19 protein-coding genes are annotated in these 20,594 nt (G+C 41.1%); 13 read left to right on the top strand and 6 right to left on the bottom strand.

Annotated features, from left to right (window positions below):
* Nucleotides 1–70 precede the first annotated feature (70 nt).
* Nucleotides 71–2,254: a diguanylate cyclase domain-containing protein gene (locus WA256_RS04775; RefSeq protein ID WP_335989328.1), complete on the bottom strand. Its 2,184-nt coding sequence runs from the start codon at nt 2,252–2,254 to the stop codon at nt 71–73.
* Between the two features lie 372 nt (nt 2,255–2,626).
* On the opposite strand from WA256_RS04775, the gene erpA reads away from it, so the two are divergent.
* The 3 genes from erpA (at nt 2,627) to WA256_RS04760 (ending at nt 7,238) form a co-directional block, all read left to right on the top strand.
* On the top strand, nt 2,627–2,965 hold the full coding sequence (gene erpA / locus WA256_RS04770) for an iron-sulfur cluster insertion protein ErpA (RefSeq protein WP_036966451.1): 339 nt from the start codon (nt 2,627–2,629) through the stop codon (nt 2,963–2,965).
* Nucleotides 2,966–3,069: 104 nt separating this feature from the next.
* Complete coding sequence (locus WA256_RS04765) at nt 3,070–4,161, top strand: efflux RND transporter periplasmic adaptor subunit (RefSeq protein WP_335989325.1); 1,092 nt, start codon at nt 3,070–3,072, stop codon at nt 4,159–4,161.
* A 2-nt stretch (nt 4,162–4,163) separates the two neighbouring features.
* On the top strand, nt 4,164–7,238 hold the full coding sequence (locus tag WA256_RS04760) for an efflux RND transporter permease subunit (RefSeq protein WP_335989323.1): 3,075 nt from the start codon (nt 4,164–4,166) through the stop codon (nt 7,236–7,238).
* A 39-nt stretch (nt 7,239–7,277) separates the two neighbouring features.
* Here WA256_RS04760 and WA256_RS04755 read toward each other — a convergent pair whose 3' ends face one another.
* Entirely contained in the window at nt 7,278–7,451 is a 174-nt protein-coding gene (locus WA256_RS04755; protein WP_165385093.1) for a hypothetical protein, read from the bottom strand.
* A gap of 311 nt (nt 7,452–7,762) precedes the next feature.
* Between WA256_RS04755 and WA256_RS04750 the strand changes: the two genes are divergently transcribed.
* On the top strand, nt 7,763–8,002 hold the full coding sequence (locus WA256_RS04750; RefSeq protein WP_054562310.1) for a helix-turn-helix domain-containing protein: 240 nt from the start codon (nt 7,763–7,765) through the stop codon (nt 8,000–8,002).
* Nucleotides 8,003–8,120: 118 nt separating this feature from the next.
* Here the strand turns inward: WA256_RS04750 and WA256_RS04745 are convergent, their stop codons facing one another.
* Genes WA256_RS04745 through WA256_RS04730 form a run of 4 tightly spaced genes read right to left on the bottom strand, consistent with a single transcriptional unit; the run spans nt 8,121 to nt 11,855 of the window.
* The gene (locus tag WA256_RS04745; RefSeq protein ID WP_054562309.1) at nt 8,121–9,500 is read right to left on the bottom strand and encodes an AmpG family muropeptide MFS transporter; all 1,380 of its coding nucleotides are present in this window, start codon (nt 9,498–9,500) and stop codon (nt 8,121–8,123) included.
* A gap of 36 nt (nt 9,501–9,536) precedes the next feature.
* Nucleotides 9,537–10,154 (bottom strand): peptidylprolyl isomerase, encoded by a 618-nt coding sequence (locus WA256_RS04740; protein ID WP_054562308.1) that lies wholly within the window; start codon nt 10,152–10,154, stop codon nt 9,537–9,539.
* A gap of 2 nt (nt 10,155–10,156) precedes the next feature.
* A complete protein-coding gene (locus WA256_RS04735) occupies nt 10,157–10,708 on the bottom strand; it encodes a YajG family lipoprotein (protein WP_054562307.1) in 552 nt (183 codons plus the stop codon).
* A 13-nt stretch (nt 10,709–10,721) separates the two neighbouring features.
* Nucleotides 10,722–11,855, bottom strand: a complete 1,134-nt coding sequence (locus WA256_RS04730; RefSeq protein ID WP_335989394.1) for a methyltransferase — start codon at nt 11,853–11,855, stop codon at nt 10,722–10,724.
* A gap of 41 nt (nt 11,856–11,896) precedes the next feature.
* Between WA256_RS04730 and WA256_RS04725 the strand changes: the two genes are divergently transcribed.
* From WA256_RS04725 to nqrF, 9 genes are all read left to right on the top strand, one after another.
* Complete coding sequence (locus WA256_RS04725) at nt 11,897–12,484, top strand: alpha-ketoglutarate-dependent dioxygenase AlkB family protein (protein ID WP_062566710.1); 588 nt, start codon at nt 11,897–11,899, stop codon at nt 12,482–12,484.
* A 73-nt stretch (nt 12,485–12,557) separates the two neighbouring features.
* A complete protein-coding gene (locus WA256_RS04720) occupies nt 12,558–12,869 on the top strand; it encodes a BolA family protein (protein ID WP_054554277.1) in 312 nt (103 codons plus the stop codon).
* Between the two features lie 287 nt (nt 12,870–13,156).
* Nucleotides 13,157–14,350, top strand: a complete 1,194-nt coding sequence (gene fabV, locus WA256_RS04715; protein WP_054562305.1) for an enoyl-ACP reductase FabV — start codon at nt 13,157–13,159, stop codon at nt 14,348–14,350.
* 348 nt (nt 14,351–14,698) lie between these two features.
* On the top strand, nt 14,699–16,042 hold the full coding sequence (locus WA256_RS04710) for a Na(+)-translocating NADH-quinone reductase subunit A (RefSeq protein ID WP_058586535.1): 1,344 nt from the start codon (nt 14,699–14,701) through the stop codon (nt 16,040–16,042).
* A gap of 4 nt (nt 16,043–16,046) precedes the next feature.
* Entirely contained in the window at nt 16,047–17,249 is a 1,203-nt protein-coding gene (locus tag WA256_RS04705) for an NADH:ubiquinone reductase (Na(+)-transporting) subunit B (protein ID WP_054554279.1), read from the top strand.
* Nucleotides 17,242–17,994, top strand: coding sequence for a Na(+)-translocating NADH-quinone reductase subunit C (locus WA256_RS04700; RefSeq protein WP_054562304.1), 753 nt, complete (start codon nt 17,242–17,244; stop codon nt 17,992–17,994). The genes WA256_RS04705 and WA256_RS04700 overlap by 8 nt, the downstream gene beginning before the upstream one ends.
* Nucleotides 17,994–18,626, top strand: coding sequence for an NADH:ubiquinone reductase (Na(+)-transporting) subunit D (locus tag WA256_RS04695; protein ID WP_054554281.1), 633 nt, complete (start codon nt 17,994–17,996; stop codon nt 18,624–18,626). Before WA256_RS04700 ends, WA256_RS04695 begins: the two co-directional genes overlap by 1 nt.
* Before the next feature lie 10 nt (nt 18,627–18,636).
* Nucleotides 18,637–19,245, top strand: a complete 609-nt coding sequence (gene nqrE / locus WA256_RS04690; RefSeq protein WP_016708692.1) for an NADH:ubiquinone reductase (Na(+)-transporting) subunit E — start codon at nt 18,637–18,639, stop codon at nt 19,243–19,245.
* Between the two features lie 19 nt (nt 19,246–19,264).
* Nucleotides 19,265–20,491, top strand: a complete 1,227-nt coding sequence (nqrF, locus tag WA256_RS04685; RefSeq protein ID WP_054562303.1) for an NADH:ubiquinone reductase (Na(+)-transporting) subunit F — start codon at nt 19,265–19,267, stop codon at nt 20,489–20,491.
* Nucleotides 20,492–20,594: the final 103 nt, after the last annotated feature.

Below are 20,594 nucleotides of genomic sequence, written 5' to 3'. Positions count from 1 at the left end.
GAAAAAGAATCATTATTAATTGTTTAATAAGTATACGTCTAAATTAGACTTTTTAGCATTATTAATTTGCTTATTTGCAGTTCATAACATTACAACTAAAGCAGTGATGTTTTTGGTCATACATACGCTTATCGGCCATGCTAAGTAATTCATCAAATGATTGCGCATCATCTGGATATAAGGCAAAGCCAACACTCGCTTCTACATGCAAGTCACCATATTCTGATTTTATTGGCGCCTTAATCGCACAGATCAATCGTGATAATGCACGGTTTATTTGTACTTGGTTTTCTATGTCGGTAACAATAACTACAAACTCATCACCACCAATGCGAGCAACGCAATCGGTTTTTCGAGCGGTGTCTTGTAAGCGTTTAGCAACTTCTATCAGTACTTTATCTCCCACTGCATGGCCATGGGTATCGTTGATTGGCTTAAACTTATCAAGATCAAAATACAGACAACCTACCTTAGAGCCTGTGCGCTCAACTCGGGCAAACTCTTGCTTGATGAATCGCTCAAGCGCGCTACGATTCGCTAAACCTGTTAAATGATCTGTTTGTGCCAATTGCCTAATTTTCTTCTCTGCTATAACACGCTTCGTGATATCGAAATTAACACCAATCATCCGGTTGCCGTATATTCGCCCATCAGCATTGATATAGCGGGTTTTTCCAGAAGGCAGAACAATTTGAAACTCTGCATGGAATTCTTCACCATTTAAAATTGCGAGTTTCAACTTGTTAGTCACGTCTTCATATTCATCAGGGTGTAAGCTATTAGCCCATGCTGAATAGTCCCCTTTAAATTCTGATTTTGGAATTTCAAATAAGGTATGCATCCAGTCATCCCAAATCAGTTCATTAGTGTCAAAATTCCACTCCCATATACCAATATGAGCCGCATCTGCAGCCATAGACATGCGTTGGTGTAAGCTTTCAAGCTCGGTTTTTGCTTGTTTTAATTCAGTTACATCTTCAGAAACGTCCAATAAATATTGCGCTTTACCATTACTGTCTTTAATAGTGAGCTTCCGTGTCCTTAAGTAATGAGTATTACCATCAATGGTAACTGGCTTTTCCTCTATAGTGAGAGTGTCATCACTTTTCAATACATCGCGATCGGTTTGCACGAAACTGACTGCCTGTTCATTACTGAAAATATCAAAGTCATTTAAACCGATTAGTTGGTCTTTATTTTTACCGAGGAGTTGCTCACCCGCTTTATTCACATGGCTAAAAGTTAGATGCTCTGCTTCTTTTACAAATAACATGATGGGTAAATTATCGAAAATAGTTTGCGTAAAGGCCTCTTGGTTTCGAATATCAGACAAATCTTTTATTGTCGCCACATAAGGGCCTGACTCTTTTTTACCAATAGAGCTGATGGTTAACGTAATAGGAAAACGTTTTTTATTCGCTCGTTGTCCTTTTAAGAGCCGACTGCTACTTTTACCCGCCGTTCTTTTGCTGAGTTGTGAATCTCTGAGGATTTCATCAAGTTCTAACGATCTTTCAGGGATCAGGGTGCGAATATGTTTGCCTATTAAATCATGCGGCTGATAGCCAAAAACATGGATAACAGTCGGGTTTGCAAATTCAATTTTTCCTTCATTATTAAAGCTAATTACCACATCTTGTACGGTATTAAGTACTGCTTTCAGTTTTGCTGATAATAAGCTCCTTGCTCTGAGTTCAACAGCACCCAATACAAACAGACTTAATGCCACCAGAATAAAAATAATAAGTTGTGCTAACGTCGAGTAGTCGTGGGTTGTAACATAGGTGGTGTATTCAGTTTCAAAAACCGACATCGAAATCATGCCAATGTAATGCATTCCCGAAATTGCACTGCCCATTATCAAGGCCACCACTAAGTTCATCCGTGTTTGATGAACTCCTTTGGCAAGTCGAAAATCATTAATTTTTAATGCAATACCTGACAGCACAATAGCGACGATAATAGATAAAGAGAACAACCAAGGATCATAAGCCATTTTTGCGGGCATCACCATCGCCATCATGCCAACAAAATGCATCGAGCCAATTCCAGCACCCATTAGCACACTTCTAAAAAGTAGCCCTTTGTTGGTTTGTAGTGCTGGTGAGAGTACGATGTAACTGGCAAACACACTTGGCAATATTGATATCAAAGTAATGCTAATGTTGTATTCAATAGGGATGGGTAAGGTATAAGCAAGCATACCTACAAAGTGCATACCCCAAATTCCTATACCTAAAAAACACGAAGCCATGATGGTCCATATCTGACTTTCATTTTTTAGATAAGAATGTTTTATACGAGCAGATAATAAAAAAGAGATATACGAAGCAAATACGGCTGTGAGAATAGAAGCAAACACAAGGAGCAAATCGTATTCAGCTGGAATGACCTGCGCACTGCTTAAATTATCAGTTATAAAATGCAGCTTGAAATGCTCTATCACAATTATCTTCCCTCAGTGCAAACTCATGCCAGCCCAAATGTAGTACAAATAAACTTTAGTCCAAGGCGAATGGGTTAGCCAGTTACCCTCACCATAATTGAGATGCTCTTCTGGTGATACTTGATTAAAACACTCGGGTATTAGATAATTGCGGCCAATATAGGTTTTGAGGGTTTTGGTATGTCAGATGAGTTGCCAATCAAGTTCAGCGATGCAGCAGCTGTTCGTGTTAAACAGTTAATCGAAGAAGAAGAGAATCCAGATCTTAAACTACGTGTTTATGTAACAGGTGGTGGTTGCTCAGGTTTCCAATATGGTTTTACTTTTGATGAAAAAGCTAACCCTGGCGATTTAGAAATTGTTAAAAATGGTGTAACGCTTGTTGTCGACCCTATGAGTATTCAATATTTAGTTGATGGTACCGTGGATTACACCGAAGGGCTTGAAGGCGCACGCTTTTTTGTTAATAACCCGAATGCAACAACAACCTGTGGTTGCGGAGCCAGCTTCAGCGTTTAACGAATTATTTAAAAAAGCCACTTTATGTGGCTTTTTTATTGCTTTAATTTCTCATAATATCTTGCCTCTGCTAAATTTTACGCATTATTAGAAGGAATTTTGCGTTGCCAAATATAACTACAACAATAGAAAAGAAACCCTATATTTTAGCTATCGCCATTGTTTTGGTGATTGTACTGTGGATGCTATCTGGGGATAGCAAAGCAGATCAAAAAGCACAGCAAACTGATCAGCAAGTTCAAGAGCGCTTGCCTAAAGTGCAAGTGATGCCTTTGGTCGCTAAGAATATTAATAAAAACCTAACTTTTTATGGAAAGTCAGAGCCTGACAAAATCGCGAACATTAGCGCTAGGCAAGCAGGGCAAGTACTCGAAATTTTGGTTGAAGAAGGTCAGTTTGTAAAACAAGATCAGGTTATTTTACGTCTCGATAAATCTGATTTAGCCGCCCAAATCACATCAGCAGAAGCCTTAGTGGCACAGTACCAAACTGAATACAAAGGCGCGCTTAAACTTAATCAGCAAGGTTTACAAAACAAAGTATTGACCATGCAAGCACAAGCTATGTTGCAACAAGCAAAAGCAACTTTGGTAAGCCTTGAATTAAAGCTAGAGCGCACTGAAGTACGTGCTGCTTTTGATGGCGTTATCAACAAACGTTTAGTCGAAATTGGTGATTATGTTGGCATAGGCGACCCTATTTTGCAGCTCGCTGATTTAGACCCGTTAATTGTCAGAGCCGATGCGACTCAAAAAGAAGTGCAAGGCTTAGAAGTTGGGCAAGCTACCTTTGCTCATGTGTTAAATGACAAAACCTATCCGGGTCGAATTCGTTATATTGCTTCTGTTGCTGATGACAGCACCAATACATTTCGCATCGAAGCGGCGTTTGAAAACCCAGGTATGAAATATAAAGCAGGTTTTTCGACTCAGCTTAATATTGAGTTGCCAACTGAGCCAGCCATGTTATTAAGCCCGGCTTTTATGGCCCTAGATGAACAAGGTAATATCGGCGTAAAAGTCGTGAATGACGACAATATTGTAGAGTTTAAGTCGGTAAATCTAGCTAAAAGCACCGAGCAGGGCGTTTGGCTTTGGGGTTTAGGCGAGCAAGCGAATGTTATTACCCTTGGTCAAGGTTTTGTGCGTGCCGGTGACAAAGTTGAGCCTGTGTTTACTGAAGCAACGAGCAACTAAGTATGAAAAACTTAATCGAAGCGTCGTTGACTCACACGCGTACAGTTTTATCTATTTTCATCTTATTGCTGATCTCGGGATGGGTGACATATCAAACTATCCCTAAAGAAGCGAATCCTGATGTCACCATTCCTTTTATTTATGTGTCGATTATTCATGATGGTATTTCCCCTGAAGATGCTGAGCGACTGTTAGTAAGGCCAATGGAGATTGAGCTTCGCTCAATTGAAGGCGTAAAAGAAATGTCAGCGGTAGCTAGTGAAGGGCATGCTTCTGTGACCCTTGAGTTTATCGCGGGTATGGATCCCAAAGAAGCCTTAGCAGATGTACGAGATAAAGTTAGTTTAGCCAAGGCAAAGCTGCCTTCTGAATCAGAAGAGCCAGAAGTTCATGAAATCTTGATGGAAGATCAGCAGCCAACAATTACATTAACCTTGTCAGGTTATGCGCCAGAGCGAGGTTTGCTAACCCTTGCCCGTAATCTTAAAGATGAGCTAGAAAGCATTTCTAGCGTATTAGAAGTTGATGTAGGTGGTGACCGCGAGGATATGGTCGAAATTGAGGTCGATCCACTGGCGATGATTTCTTATGGCCTTGAACCGAATGACATTATTCAACTGCTATCAAATAACAACCGCTTAGTTGCTGCCGGTACCCTTGATACTGGTAAAGGCCGCTTTGCTGTAAAAATTCCGTCGGTATTTGAGACGATTCAGGATGTGATGGAGCAACCTGTGAAAGTTGTTGGCGATAGGGTGGTGCGTTTTATGGACGTAGCAAAAATTCGCCGAGCATATAAAGACCCAACCTCAATCGCACGTATTAATGGCCGTCATGCGGTTTCGCTGGAAGTGAAAAAACGTGCTGGCGAAAATATTATTGATACGGTCGATCAAGTTAAAAAAGTGGTTAATGAGGCCAAGACAATTTGGCCTGAGCATATACGAGTTGATTACACCGGCGACATGTCAAAAGACGTGAAGATGATGCTTTCTGACCTGCAAAATAATGTGCTGTCTGCTGTATTGTTGGTGGTTATCGTTATTGTGGCGGTACTTGGCGCGCGCACCGCCTTCTTAGTAGGTATTGCCATTCCAGGTTCATTCTTAACCGGGATTTTAGTGATCTCTGTGTTTGGTTTAACGGTGAATATCGTGGTGCTTTTTGCACTCATCATGGCTGTCGGTATGCTGGTGGACGGTGCAATCGTTGTCAGTGAGTTTGCTGACAGAGCAATGAGTGAAGGTAAACCGCGCAAGGTTGCTTATAAACTAGCTGCTGAGCGAATGGCGTGGCCTATTATAGCTTCTACGGCAACGACCTTAGCGGCCTTTGCACCGCTAATATTTTGGCCGGGAATGATGGGCGAGTTTATGAAATACTTGCCGATTACGCTTATTGCCACCTTGACTGCGTCATTACTTATGGCATTGGTTTTTGTGCCAACCATTGGTGGATTAATAGGAAAATCAAGGCCGCTTTCTGATCAGCAAAAACAGGATTTAGAGTTAGCTGAGTCTGGTGACTTAACACAAATTAAAGGGATGCTTGGGCGTTATATTCGAGTGCTTGATTATGCAACAGAGCGCCCTTGGTGGAGCCTAGCTGCTGCAATCGTGTTTTCTATTTTGGTATTCTTTGCATTTGCTGTCTCTAAGCTAGGCGTTGAGTTCTTTCCTGATGTTGAGCCAAATGGCGTCAATATCAAAGTACGCTCTTACAGTGACTTATCTATATTTGAAAAAGACGTGATCATGAAAGACATTGAGTCACGCATTTTAAAAGTGGAAGGTATTAAAACCTTGTATGCTCGTACTGGCGGTAAAGATCAGGTAGGCACGTTTAGAATGAATCTCAAAGACTGGGATGAGCGTCCACCTGCCGAAGATATAATCAGTCAAGTTAACGAAATTACGGCAAGTTATGCTGGTGTCGAAATTGAACTTCGTAAAGATGAAAACGGCCCCGGTGGTGGTAAAGCGCTAAGTATTGAGCTGAGCTCTCGATTTGTTGATGTGCTTAACAGTGAAGCAAAACGAGTAAGACAAGCTATCGAAAATGATGGCGCGTTTCGAAATGTTGATGACAGTGCTTCAAAACCGGGCATTGAGTGGCAACTTAAATTGAATCGTTCGGATGCGGCTCGTTTTGGTGCGGATGCCAGTATGCTAGGGGCGAATGTTCAGCTTATTACCAATGGTTTAAAACTAGGTGAATACCGCCCTGATGATGTTGATGACGAGATTGATATACGCGTACGCTTTCCTCATGACAAGCGAGATTTAGGACGTCTTGAAACATTACGTGTAAAAACTATGCATGGGCAAGTGCCAATTAGTCACTTTGTTGAGCGTCAAGCAGCTCCTAAGGTCGATACAATTCGCCGTGTTGATTCTCAGCGCGTTGTTACCGTTAATGCAGACATGAAACCGGGTGAACAACTTGCTAAAGCGTTGCCGCGTTTACAAGCGCAACTAGAGGAGCAAGGGTTAGATCCGCGCGTGAAAATTAAAGTGCGTGGTGAAACCGAAGATCAAGATGAATCAGAAGCCTTCCTTGAGCAGGCTTTTGTGGTTGCCCTGTTTGTGATGGGGATCATTCTGGTAACGCAATTTAATAGCTTTTATCAGGCATTTTTGATTTTAAGTGCTGTACTGTTTTCAACTGTGGGTGTGTTCTTAGGTTTAATCGTATTACAGCAACCGTTTGGTATCGTGATGTCAGGCATCGGGGTTATCTCGCTTGCAGGTATTGTGGTTAATAACAATATTGTATTGATTGATACCTATAATGTTTTACGTAGCCAAGGTCTTGCTGCAAAAGATGCGATTTTACGAACTGGTGCTCAGCGTTTACGTCCTGTACTATTAACTACCGTAACCACCATATTGGGATTAATGCCGATGGTACTGCAAGTGAATATTGACTTATTTAACCGTCATATTGATTTTGGTGCGCCATCTACTCAGTGGTGGGTGCAATTGGCCACGGCTGTTGCGGGTGGATTAACATTTGCTACTGTATTAACACTGGTACTTACGCCTTGCTTGTTAATGCTGCGAGATCGTCGTCGGTAATCGGTAAATTCGTTACTGATTAATTAAAAATGAGTGACCCTAGTGTTGGGTCACTTTAATCATCAGTAAAAAGAAGCCTAAAACTAACGCAGAGGCGATTAAAATATACACAAACCCTTTCTTACCTTGCTTAATTGGTACACGATTTTGTTTTAAAAACAGGTACCACGCCACACACAGTACAATTGGCAACAAAAATAATATACGAAACATTTCCTAGCCTTTTTCAGTATTTACATACACTTTAAGCATAAATATGCAGAATTTAAAGTGATACTTTCATCTTGTTACACTTCCAATTGATCAATTTTTTGGTACAGTTAACCAGTTAACTATAGAGCACATGCTTTAATTTTAGCTACACTTAAGCTTGTATACTAAAACGGTCCATACCTAAAAGGTGGACATTTGTATAATTAATCATTCAAACTGAAAATTATTAGTATATAATGTGTCCAAGAGTGAGACGGGCAAATTTCACTCTTAAATTATTAACTTGAATCATCTAGTAGGAGATGTATTTTATGATGGGTAAAACAGTTTCTTCTGAAGAAAACTCGAAACTAACGAAATGGCTTAAAACTAAGCGTCATGAGAAAGGTCACACAATGCGTAGCCTTGCACAGGTTTTAGGTACACCACATTCTTTCATTGGTAAAATTGAAAACCAAGAACGTCGTTTAGATGTAATTGAATTCATGCGTTATTGCGATGCTTTAGAAGTTGACCCGTACGAAGGTCTTAACTTACTTAAAGACGCTTAATTATTCATTACTAAAAGCGAAACGCCGCTTTTAAAGTAATACAAATAGTGCAAGGAAGCGCTATTTAAAGCCCCTCCCTTGCATTTTCATCATACTAATCACATGCGTATCAAATTTGTTAATTGTTTTGATGATAGTTGTTTTCTAACGCATAAAGCTTATGGCGAATTAAGAATAAAAATACCAGAGATGGGATCACCATCAATGCAGTTAGTACAAAGAACATCGCCCAGTTTCCCCCCAACCAGTCATCAATAACCACGCCGCTGTAGCTCGACAGTAAGGTTCTGCCTAAATTACCCAATGAAGCAAGTAGTGCATAGTGGGTCGCACTAAATGCTCTATCACATAACATTGATATAAACGCCACCATGGCAACGAGTGACCAAGCTTGGGTAAAACCATCAATAATAATAGCAAACGCGTACAGGCTTAGTTTAGGACCTGCAATCGCAATCCAAGCAAAGGCAAGGTTTGAGGCTGCCATCGCAATACCACTAATAAACAAGCCTTTTACAATGCCATAGCGTTGATTGAATAAGCTTCCTAAAAAAGTAAAAGCAATGGTGAGCACTGCAGTACCCACTTTTGAGAAGGTCGCTATGTCACTATTTGAAAAGCCCACTTCTTTATAAAACACGATAGACATTCGCCCTAAAAAGGCTTCACCGATTTTAAATAAGAAAATAAAGGCCAATAATGCCAATGCTGTTTTTACGCCATTACGGGCAAAGAAGGTTCTGAAAGGGTCAAAAACGGTTACAGCAAGCCATGCAATAACTTTAGCAAAGCGAGTCTGCGTACTACCAGCCAGCTTTTGTTGATAGGTTTGTTCAAGCTCAGCTTGAACAGCGTCACGGTTTGATTCGGGTTCTTTTGCCCACAATACGCTGCTCATTAATAGCAGCATTACCACAGATAAGAAAAAGTAAACTTGTGGCCAATCAATTGAAGGGATGTCGGCCATATAAAATGGCAGGGCGCCTAATAGGGCGTAACCGCTCCACCAACCTGAAGTGGCCATTGCAGCTGCTGCGGTGGCTTTGTGGCTTTCGTTTTCGGCTAAAGTGTCGATACGAAACGCATCAATAGCAATATCTTGAGTCGCAGAAGCGATAGCAATAACTAAACACAGCGCGGCAGCAAACCAGAGGTTGGCCTTGATATCGAGCCCAGCAAGTGAAAAGGTGCCAATAAAAATCACTGACTGGCAAAGTAAAATCCAGCTACGGCGCTGGCCTAGCCAGTTAAATAAAACAGGTAACTTTACACGGTCAACGAGCGGTGACCATAAAAAGTTAATGCTATACGCACCAAACACGATGCCAAATAGCCCGATCATACTGCGGCTTAAGCCTTCGTCTTTTAGCCAAGCCGACATGACAGAGCCAATCAATACCCAAGGAAAGCCACTACTGATACCAAAGATGAATATATTGATTAAACGTTTATCTTTGAAGTACGAGAAATACTCTGAAATAGAAAGGGGTTTTGTCATAGTGTTGCCAGTTTAAGGGGCATGCGCCCCTATTTATTATTGATTAGCGTCAAGCACTTTTACATTTAAGATAACAACAGGATCTTTGGGTACAAAGCTGTAACCTATTTTTTCGTTAAAAGCGGTTTCGACACGCATGATTTTGTCTAGTGTGTCATAGCCATCCATGACCATACCGAATACGGCAAAGCCCCAGTCGCGACCAGGATTAAGATGATCGTTATCGTCCATGTTAAAGAAAAACTGACGAGTACCTGAGTGAGGTTTACGGTCTTGATATGCCATTGCGATGCTATACATATCGTTTTTTAACCCGTTGCCACTTTCATTAAAAATAGGGTCACCTTCGTACAGACCATCATAGTCTTTATCGTAACCACCGCCTTGAATAACAAAATCACGTTCGTTGTCTTCATCACGTTCTACACGGTGAAACACACTACCTTGATAGCTACCGTCGGCAACGTAAGTTAGAAAGTTATTTACGGTTATTGGTGCGCGTGAACGATCCATTTCGACCACAATACTGCCAAGCGTAGTGACAATTTCTACGCGTGGAAACATATTATCTTTTTGAATAAATTTACCCTCAGTCGCTGCGAATGAACTGTGAGCAAAAAACAATATAAAACTAAGTAATAAAATACGCTTCATAGTTAACCTTCTAAATAGGCGATTAATTCTGGGTCAGATACAATGCGGGTAATTATTTGCTCAGTCAACTTATTAAGCTGACCTTCTACTTTTGCACGGTCATGGCTGAGTGGCCCTTCTAGGTTTGCATTTCCACGGTATATCTTGCTGAAAGTGCTTGAGTTTCTGATTACTCTTAAGCCTAATTCAATAGTTGCGTCACTTGTATGAGTCATCATCTTTTCAGTAACAACTGCTTGTAGCTTATGAATATCTAATTCAAAGCGTGTTGTCGCCAAGTTTGAGATACTCGCCCCATTACGGCTTAATGCACTGTCTAGAGCGCTTTTCACTGAATCAGTAATACCTGGGCTGGCAAGGGTTTTAGTTTTATCTGATTCAATAATTTTTAGGGTCACGTTGTCGCCGCGTAAATCAATTACGCTAGTACTAACGCTAGTGCTAAGGTTTGAAATTTTGCCGCCTTGATAAACGGGGTTTAAAATTAATTGATTGGGTTGGTTGCTACATGCCGCAAGCGCAAGCACCGCACATAAAGGAAGTATTTTTTTCATTTAGTTAGCTCCATTAATTATTCTTTGTTGCACTTAGTACGACAAACTTTTTGTTAGACCCTAACAACTTACAATTGCCGAACATGCGTTTTAACTTTTCATGATAGTCTAGATGACGATTACCAATAATTCTTAATTCACCACCGTGCTTTAATGTGTGTTTTGCCTGTTTGAACATTTGCCAAGCAATATGATCAGTAACCGCTTGCGCTTGGTGGAATGGCGGATTACATAAAACGAGGTCAACACTGTTAGGTTGAAAATCGGTTAAGCAATCGTTTTGGACAAACTCACACTGCTCTAATTGCTCTGGTAGATTGTGAGCGACGTTTAATTTAGCTGATTCAACGGCCATAAACGACTCATCAACGAAGGTCACATGGGCTTTAGGGCAACGCTTTAAAGTCATTAAGCCAACAACACCATTACCACAGCCTAAATCAATGATGCTGCGAGCTTTACTTGTTTGTGGCAAATAGTTAAAGAAAAAGCGCGCGCCAATGTCTAATGAGTCTCGAGAAAATACATTGGCATGATTTTGAATTTCAAACTCACTTCCTTCAAGTGGCCAGTTAACAGGGAAGGGGGCAACTTTATTAAGGCCGCTGGTTTTACTGATGATTAAGCGGGACTTTTTAACCGCTAAGCTGGTTGATGTTTCACCGATATACTGACTAAAAGCCTTTATAGTTGAGTTGTGAATGTCTTTCGTTTTTCCAGCTGCAATAACATCAATGTCGGCAGGTAAAGCTGCACTGATTGCGGCAAGTTGATGCTGAAGGTAGCCTAAATTGCGTGGCACTTTTAATATCACTAAATCAACCTGACTAGGTAACGCAGCTAATGAGTCCAGTTGCGTTGAAGAATCTGTTGATAACTCATTGGCTTGTAAATTATAACGGGTAGCTTGATGACCAATATACGAGTCGTTAACTGAATAAACTGTTAACGTATTAAAGGCACAGGCTAAAGCGCCAAAACTGTCATTGAGTATCAGGATTGAATTTGCATCTGGATAGTGCTCTTGTACATAATTGACAAGGTACTCATCGCCTGAGTCCCACGCTTGAAGACTGCGATTTTTTTGATCTAACGGAAAGCGTTCTAGGGTATAGGTGTTATCACCGAGCTGTGCTTGGGTGGTCATCATGATTTTACGAATGTATTAATGTATAGGTAAATTCTAACATGCAACAGCCAAACGCCAACCCTAATCATTTACCAGATGGGTTTTCTTACCAAGCTAATGCATTGAGTGCACAAAAAAGCCTCGAGTTATTTTACTTTCTTCAGCAACAGCTCAATTGGCAGCAACCAACTATAAAAGTGTACGGAAAAAGCCATGTGATCCCACGTTTGCAATGCTTTATTGCTGATCAGAACGTAAGTTATGGTTACTCGGGTTCACAGTTAATCGTTGAGCCATGGCCAGAGGTGCTTGATGCCATGCGTGTACGCTTATCAAGAACTTTGCAGATACCATTCAATGCGCTTTTAGTTAATTTGTATCGAGATGGTCATGATTGTATGGGCTGGCATAGTGACGATGAGAAAGAACTTGGGGAGCAACCGACAATCGCTTCTGTATCACTAGGGGCCGAACGGATATTTAAAATAAAGCACAAACATAATAATGAACAACATAGCATTGTGCTGCAAAGTGGCAGCTGTTTAATCATGAATGGTTTTAGCCAGCGCGATTACCAGCATAGTTTGCCAAAGCAGCAAAGACTCAAACACCCTCGAATTAACCTCACCTTTCGTTCAATCATATAAAATCATTGGCAAAATGAGTCATGCCCTTGATATAGTAGCTGCCAATTATTTTCTTATTAAAGGTCTATGACACATGTCAATGCAACAACAAATTGAGCAAAAGCTTGCTGCGGGTATCGAATGTAAACACCTGAATGTTGTCAATGAAAGCCATATGCATAGCCGTGGAACTGAATCGCATTTTAAAGTGGTGGTTGTGAGTGAAGAATTTGCAGGTAAACGTTTACTTGCACGTCACCGTCAAATTAATGAGCTATTAAAAGATGAATTAGCAAACCATATTCATGCATTAGCGATTCACACATTTACTCCCGAAGAGTTTAGTGAACAACATGGACAGGCACCTGAATCACCAAAATGCTTAGGCGGCTCAAAGTTCGACTAATTTAGCAGGACAGCCACCTAAAGTTAGCAGGACAGTCACTCAAAGTTAGCAGGACAGTCACTCAAAGTTAGCAGGACAGTCACTCAAAGTTAGCAGGACAGTCACTCAAAGTTAGCAGGACAGTCACTCAAAGTTAGAAGGACAGTCACTCTAAACTGCTTGTTACTTGGGGTTTTAAGCCCGAAAGATTTAAGTGGGTCTGAAAAGTTTTACTGATCAGACCTGTATTTTAACTATTAGCCTTTAAACTAGCGCTAATTTTTATTGTGATAGATATAGGATGATCAATGGTCATTAAGCCGAAAATTCGTGGATTTATCTGCACTAACGCGCACCCAGTAGGGTGTGCTGAGCACGTACAAGAACAAATTAATTATGTGAAAGCGCAAGGACCACTGAGCAATGCACCTAAGAATGTATTAGTGATTGGTGCGTCTACAGGTTACGGCCTAGCATCACGTATCACAGCTGCATTTGGTGGCGGTGCTAAAACGTTAGGTATTTTCTTTGAAAAAGAAGGTAGCGAACGTAAAACAGGTTCTGCAGGTTGGTACAACACTGCTGCATTCCAAACAGCCGCTGAAGAAGCAGGTTTATGGTCTAAAAATATCAATGGCGATGCGTTTTCTAACGAAATCAAGCAAAAAGCAATTGATACTATCAAAGCTGATCTAGGTAAAATTGATTTAGTTATCTACAGCCTAGCGTCACCTCGTCGTACTGATCCAAATACAGGCGAAACTTACTCATCAACACTTAAGCCTATTGGCTCAGATATCACAACGAAGAACCTAAACACTTCAAAGCGTGTGATTGATGAAGTAACGGTTGAAGCAGCAAGTCAAGAAGACATCGACAATACAATTAAAGTAATGGGCGGTGAAGATTGGGAAATGTGGATTGACGCATTAAAAGAAGCGGATGTGCTAGCTGATAACTTCAAAACGACTGCTTACACTTACATCGGTAAAGAATTAACATGGCCAATTTACGGTCATGCGACAATTGGTAAAGCGAAAGAAGATCTTGACCGTGCAACTCAAGCAATCAAAGAGTCTACAAAAGGCTTAAATGGTGAAGCGTATGTTTCTTCATTAAATGCGGTTGTGACACAAGCAAGCTCGGCAATTCCAATTATGCCTTTATATATCTCTGCTTTATTCAAAGTAATGAAAGCAGACGGGACTTACGAAGGTACCATTGAGCAAATTCACTCACTATTTACTGAAAACCTTTACGGTGAAACCCCACGTTTTGACGAAGGTGGTCATTTATTCCAAAACTACAAAGAGTTAGAAGATGATGTTCAAGCTCGTGTACAACATGTTTGGGATACAGTAGATACAGATACGATTGACGAATTAACGGATTACGTGGGTTACCACAATGAATTTTTACGTTTATTCGGTTTTGGTATCGACAGTGTAGATTACGAGCAAGATGTGAATCCTGATGTTGCGATTTCACAGCTGATCGATTAATCACTGAACAAACTTGATTTTGTAAAGTCGCTTTTTTAAGCGACTTTTTTGTTTATGGGTGAAAATAAAACATCATCAATAGCACTTTGGTCTATATTGAATTTTATTCAAAAGGTTTTTGTAGTCTAAATAACCGTATCTGTCGTATAAATTTCATATTTGCTCTCGCATAGTCACCCTGATTGATGTTAAAATTCGGGCAATATATGTGAGGAGTTTACTGCGTTGCTTGTTTGGGGTGTTAAACAGGCTATTCTTTGATACTTAGAGTTTAACTTGAGCATATCAAATGGCGACGTGGTTGGTACGATTTTTCAGTTTCTTTCCGTTAATGTAATGCAAGTGCGTATGATCAACATAAAAAAAGGTCTGGATTTACCGATAGAGGGCGCACCTCAGCAAGTTATTCACGATGGTTCTGCCGTCAAACGTGTAGCTGTGCTAGGTGAAGAATATATTGGTATGCGTCCAACCATGCATGTTCGCGTGGATGACCAAGTCAAAAAAGGCCAGGTACTTTTTGAAGACAAAAAGAACCCAGGCGTCTTATTTACTGCACCAGCTTCTGGGGTAGTTAAAGAAATCAATCGTGGTGCTAAACGTGTGCTGCAATCTGTTGTTATTGAAGTTAATGGCAGTGAGCAAATCACCTTTGACTCTTTCAAGGCCGACGAGCTTTCGGGCTTAGACCGTGAAAAAGTTAAAGAAGTACTAGTTCAGTCAGGTCAATGGACAGCACTACGTGCTCGCCCATTCAGCAGAGTAGCTGCTTTGGATGCAAATCCTAGCTCTATCTTTGTAACGGCTATCGACACTAACCCGCTAGCTGCAGATCCTGCAGTAATCATTGCTGAAAACACTGCAGCATTTGAAGCAGGTTTAGCTGTGGTATCTCGTTTGACTGACGGCAAAGTATTTGTTTGTAAACAAGCTGGTAGCCAAGTGCCTAGTTCATCAATCCCTCAAGTAGAAGTACATGAGTTTGGTGGCAAGCATCCGGCAGGTCTTGTTGGTACACACATTCATAACTTAGACCCAGTTTCTGCAAGCAAGCAGGTTTGGCACTTAGGTTACCAAGACGTAATCGCGTTTGGTAATTTATTCCTAACAGGTGAAATCTTCACAGACCGTGTTGTTTCTCTTGCAGGTCCTCGTGTTAAAAACCCACGCTTAGTGAAAACTCAGCTAGGTGCATCTTTAGATGATTTAGTTGCTGGTGAATTAGAAGACGGTGATAACCGTGTAATTTCTGGTTCTGTATTATCAGGCGCTATTTCTCAAGGTCCACACGCGTTCTTAGGTCGTTACCATGTTCAAGTATCTGTATTACTTGAAGGTCGCGAAAAAGAGCTATTCGGTTGGATCGCACCAGGTGCTAACAAGTTCTCAGTAACACGTACCTTCTTATCTCACCTTGCTCCTAGCCGTCTATTTAACATGACGACTTCAACAGGTGGTTCGAAGCGTGCCATGGTTCCAATTGGTAGCTATGAGCGTGTTATGCCTTTAGACATCCTACCTACACTATTATTACGTGATTTAATCGCACGTGATCTTGATGGTGCTATTTCGTTAGGTGCGCTAGAGCTTGATGAAGAAGATTTAGCATTATGTACCTTCGTTTGTCCAGGTAAATACGAGTACGGTTCAATCCTACGCGATTGCTTGACTACGATCGAGAAGGAAGGCTAGAGAGATGGGTTTAAAGAAATTTCTAGAAGATATTGAGCCGCATTTTGAACCGGGTGGTAAACACGAAAAATGGTATGCGCTTTACGAAGCTGCAGCGACTATTTTCTACACGCCTGGTTATGTAAATAAAGGCAAAACACACGTTCGCGATAACATCGACCTAAAACGTATGATGATTTTAGTGTGGATGGCGACGTTCCCTGCAATGTTCTTTGGTATGTTCAACATCGGTCATCAGGCCGCTGGTGCTTTAGCGCAAGGTTTTGAACTAGCAAACACATGGCAAGTTGGTCTGTTCCAATTATTCGGTGGTGAATTAACTGCTGATTCTGGTTGGGGCGCGAAAATGTTTTACGGTGCCTGCTTCTTCCTACCAATATACGCAGTAACGTTTGCTGTGGGTGGTTTCTGGGAAGTACTATTTGCTTCAGTGCGTAAGCACGAAGTAAATGAAGGTTTCTTTGTAACATCTGTATTATTCGCACTAATCCTGCCTGCGACGATTCCTTTATGGCAAGTTGCATTAGGTATTACGTTTGGTGTTGTAATCGCTAAAGAAATCTTTGGTGGTACAGGTCGTAACTTCCTTAACCCTGCTCTTGCCGGTCGTGCGTTCTTATTCTTCGCATACCCAGCGCAAATTTCAGGTGACACAGTATGGACAGCAGTAGATTCATTCTCTGGTGCAACTATGCTTGGCCAAGCTGTTGTTGGTTCACTTGATTACAGCAACATGGAGCTATGGTGGAATGCGTTCTACGGTTTCATTCAAGGTTCTATGGGTGAGACGTCAACACTAGCACTATTAATCGGTGGTTTATTCCTAATTTACGTGCGTATCGCTTCATGGCGTATCGTACTAGGTGTATTCCTAGGTATGGTTGCAACGGCATTCTTACTAAATACAATTGGTTCAGAAACTAACGCTGTATTTGCAATGCCTTGGCACTGGCACTTAGTTCTTGGTGGTTTTGCATTTGGTATGTTCTTCATGGCAACAGACCCTGTATCTGCATCATTCACAGACAAAGGTAAGTTCGCTTACGGTGCGTTAATCGGCTTTATGGTTGTAATGATCCGTGTTGTTAACCCGGCATTCCCAGAAGGTATGATGCTAGCAATCTTATTTGCTAACTTATTTGCACCATTATTCGATCACTTTGTAGTGCAAGCTAATATCAAGCGGAGGTTGGCACGTAATGTCTAGTAATAACGAATCAATCGGCAAAACGCTAACCGTTGTTGTTGCACTATGTTTAGTGTGTGCAATCATCGTATCGTTTGCTTCAGTTCAGCTTCGTCCTTTACAGCAAGCTAACAAAACACAAGATATTCAACGTAATATCTTAGCGGCTGCAGGCATTGAAGTATCAGGTACTGTGTCAGATACCTTTAACTCAAAAATTGAAGCACGTGTTGTAGACATGAACACAGGTGAGTTTGTTGAAGGTGCTGATCCTAACTCATTTGACTTCGAGAAAACAAAATTCGACCAGGCTCGTAGCTTTGCGTTGAAAGCAGAAGGAATTAAAGACATCGCTGGTATCCAGCGTATGACAAAAAATTCACCTGTATATATTTCGAAGAAACCTGATGGTTCTACAGACGCAATCATTCTACCAATCCAAGGTTACGGCCTTTGGGGTGTAATGTACGGCTTCTTAGCGCTTGAAAGCGATGGTGAAACAGTTAAAAACATCAACTTCTTCAAGCACAACGAAACGCCAGGTCTAGGTGGTGAAATTCAAAATCCACAATGGACTGCTAAATGGCAAGGTAAAGAGTTACCAATCAATATCATGAAGAGCGGTGCGAAGAACGAACATCAAATCGATGGTCTTTCTGGTGCAACATTAACTTCAAACGGTGTTGATCACACAGTTGACTTCTGGACTGGCGAGCATGGCTTTGGTCCATTCCTTGCGAAAGTACGTGAAGGAGCGTTGAAATAATGGCTGATACTAAAGAAATGAAGTCGGTCCTATTTGGCCCGGTATTCGCAAATAACCCGATCGCATTACAAGTACTAGGTATTTGTTCTGCGCTAGCGGTAACATCAAGCTTAAAAAATGCACTAATCATGTCAATCGCATTGACACTAGTAACTGCGTTTTCTAGCTTGTTTATTTCGTCAATTCGTAACCACATCCCATCATCTGTACGTATCATCGTGCAAATGACGATCATCGCATCACTTGTAATCGTTGTTGACCAAGTACTGCAAGCATTCTCTTATGCAACAGCTAAAGAGCTTTCAGTATTCGTTGGTCTAATCATTACAAACTGTATCGTAATGGGTCGTGCTGAAGCATACGCAATGAAGTCACCACCGTTAATGTCTTTCTTAGATGGTATCGGTAACGGTTTAGGCTACTCAGTAGTACTACTAACTGTTGGTTTCATCCGTGAGTTATTCGGTAAAGGTTCACTATTCGGTGTTGATATTATTCCATTAGTACAAAATGGTGGCTGGTATCAACCAATGGGTCTATTGATTTTACCACCGAGTGCATTCTTCATTATTGGTTTATTCATCTGGGTACTTCGTACCTTCAAGAAAGACCAAGTAGAAGCAAAAGCGTAAGGGGCGAGCAGTGGAACATTATATTAGTTTATTTGTAAAAGCGGTTTTCATTGAAAACTTAGCTTTAGCCTTCTTCCTAGGTATGTGTACTTTCCTTGCTGTATCAAAGAAAGTAACAACGTCAATTGGCCTAGGTGTGGCAGTTATCGTGGTACTAGGTATCTCAGTACCTGTAAATAACTTGGTTTATCACGCTGTTCTTGCACCTGGTGCATTAGAGTGGCTTGGCTACCCAGAAGCAGACCTTAGCTTCTTACGTTTCTTGACTTTCATCGGTGTTATTGCAGCACTTGTACAAATTCTTGAAATGGCATTAGATAAGTTCTTCCCTGCACTTTACAACGCGTTAGGTATCTTCTTACCACTGATCACAGTTAACTGTGCGATCTTCGGTGCGGTATCTTTCATGGTTGAGCGTAACTATAACTTCGGCGAGTCTGTTGTTTATGGTATCGGTTCAGGTGTGGGCTGGGCACTAGCAATTACTTTACTTGCTGGTATCCGTGAAAAAATGAAGTACTCAGACGTTCCTGATGGCTTACGTGGTTTAGGTATTACTTTCATCACTGTTGGTCTTATGGGTCTTGGCTTTATGTCATTCTCTGGTATTTCACTTTAATAGGTAGCGAGGATAAATCATGAATGAGATTTTCTTAGGCGTTGGTGTTTTCATCGCTATCGTTGTTATTTTAGTTTTAGTTATCATTGGTGCTAAATCTAAATTAGTAGCAAGCGGCGATATCATCATCGGAATTAATGGCGACCCAGAAAAAGCTATTAAAACATCTGCAGGTAGCAAGCTATTAGGCGCGCTAGCTGATTCAGGTATCTTCGTTTCATCTGCATGTGGTGGCGGTGGCTCTTGTGGTCAGTGTCGTGTACACATCAAAGAAGGTGGCGGCGATATCTTACCAACAGAACTTGATCACATCTCTAAAGGTGAAGCTCGTGAAGGCTGCCGTTTAGCGTGTCAGGTAAATGTTAAGAACGACATGGAAATTGAACTTGAAGAGTCAATTTTCGGTGTTAAGAAGTGGGACTGTACTGTTATCTCTAACGATAACAAGGCAACGTTCATCAAGGAACTTAAGTTACAAATTCCTGATGGCGAGTCAGTACCTTTCCGTGCCGGTGGTTATATTCAAATTGAAGCACCTGCTCACCACGTTAAATACGCTGATTTCGATATTCCAGAAGAGTATCGTGGCGACTGGAACCACTTCGGTTTCTTCGATCTGGAGTCTAAAGTAGACGACGAAACAATTCGTGCATACTCAATGGCTAACTATCCAGAAGAAGAAGGCATCATCATGCTTAACGTGCGTATCGCTACGCCGCCGCCAAGAGACCTAAGCCTTCCATGTGGTAAAATGTCTTCGTACATTTGGTCATTAAAAGAAGGTGATAAAGTAACTATCTCTGGCCCATTCGGTGAGTTCTTCGCGAAAGACACTGATGCAGAAATGGTATTCGTAGGTGGTGGTGCAGGTATGGCACCAATGCGTTCACATATCTTTGACCAACTTAAGCGTTTAAAATCTAAGCGTAAGATGAGCTTCTGGTATGGTGCGCGTTCTAAGCGTGAAATGTTCTACGTAGAAGATTTCGATGGCTTAGCAGCAGAAAACGATAACTTTGTATGGCACACAGCACTGTCTGATCCACAACCAGAAGATAATTGGGAAGGTTACACAGGCTTCATCCATAACGTACTTTATGAAAACTACTTGAAAGATCATGAAGCGCCAGAAGATTGTGAGTTCTACATGTGTGGTCCTCCAATGATGAACGCGGCTGTTATCAACATGCTTAAAGATCTTGGTGTAGAAGACGAAAACATCTTATTAGATGACTTCGGTGGCTAACACCATACACAAAACAATAAGTTTTGGTTAGAATACAGGCCTCGTAGCACATAGTGTTACGAGGCTTTTTTATTTCTATACCGAACCCTGTGGTATCTAAAAG

This window comes from Pseudoalteromonas sp. CH_XMU1449-3, from assembly GCF_037027245.1.
GTDB lineage: Bacteria > Pseudomonadota > Gammaproteobacteria > Enterobacterales > Alteromonadaceae > Pseudoalteromonas > Pseudoalteromonas shioyasakiensis.
Note: the sequence above shows the minus strand (reverse complement) of the source record. Positions and strands in the feature narration are given on the sequence as shown.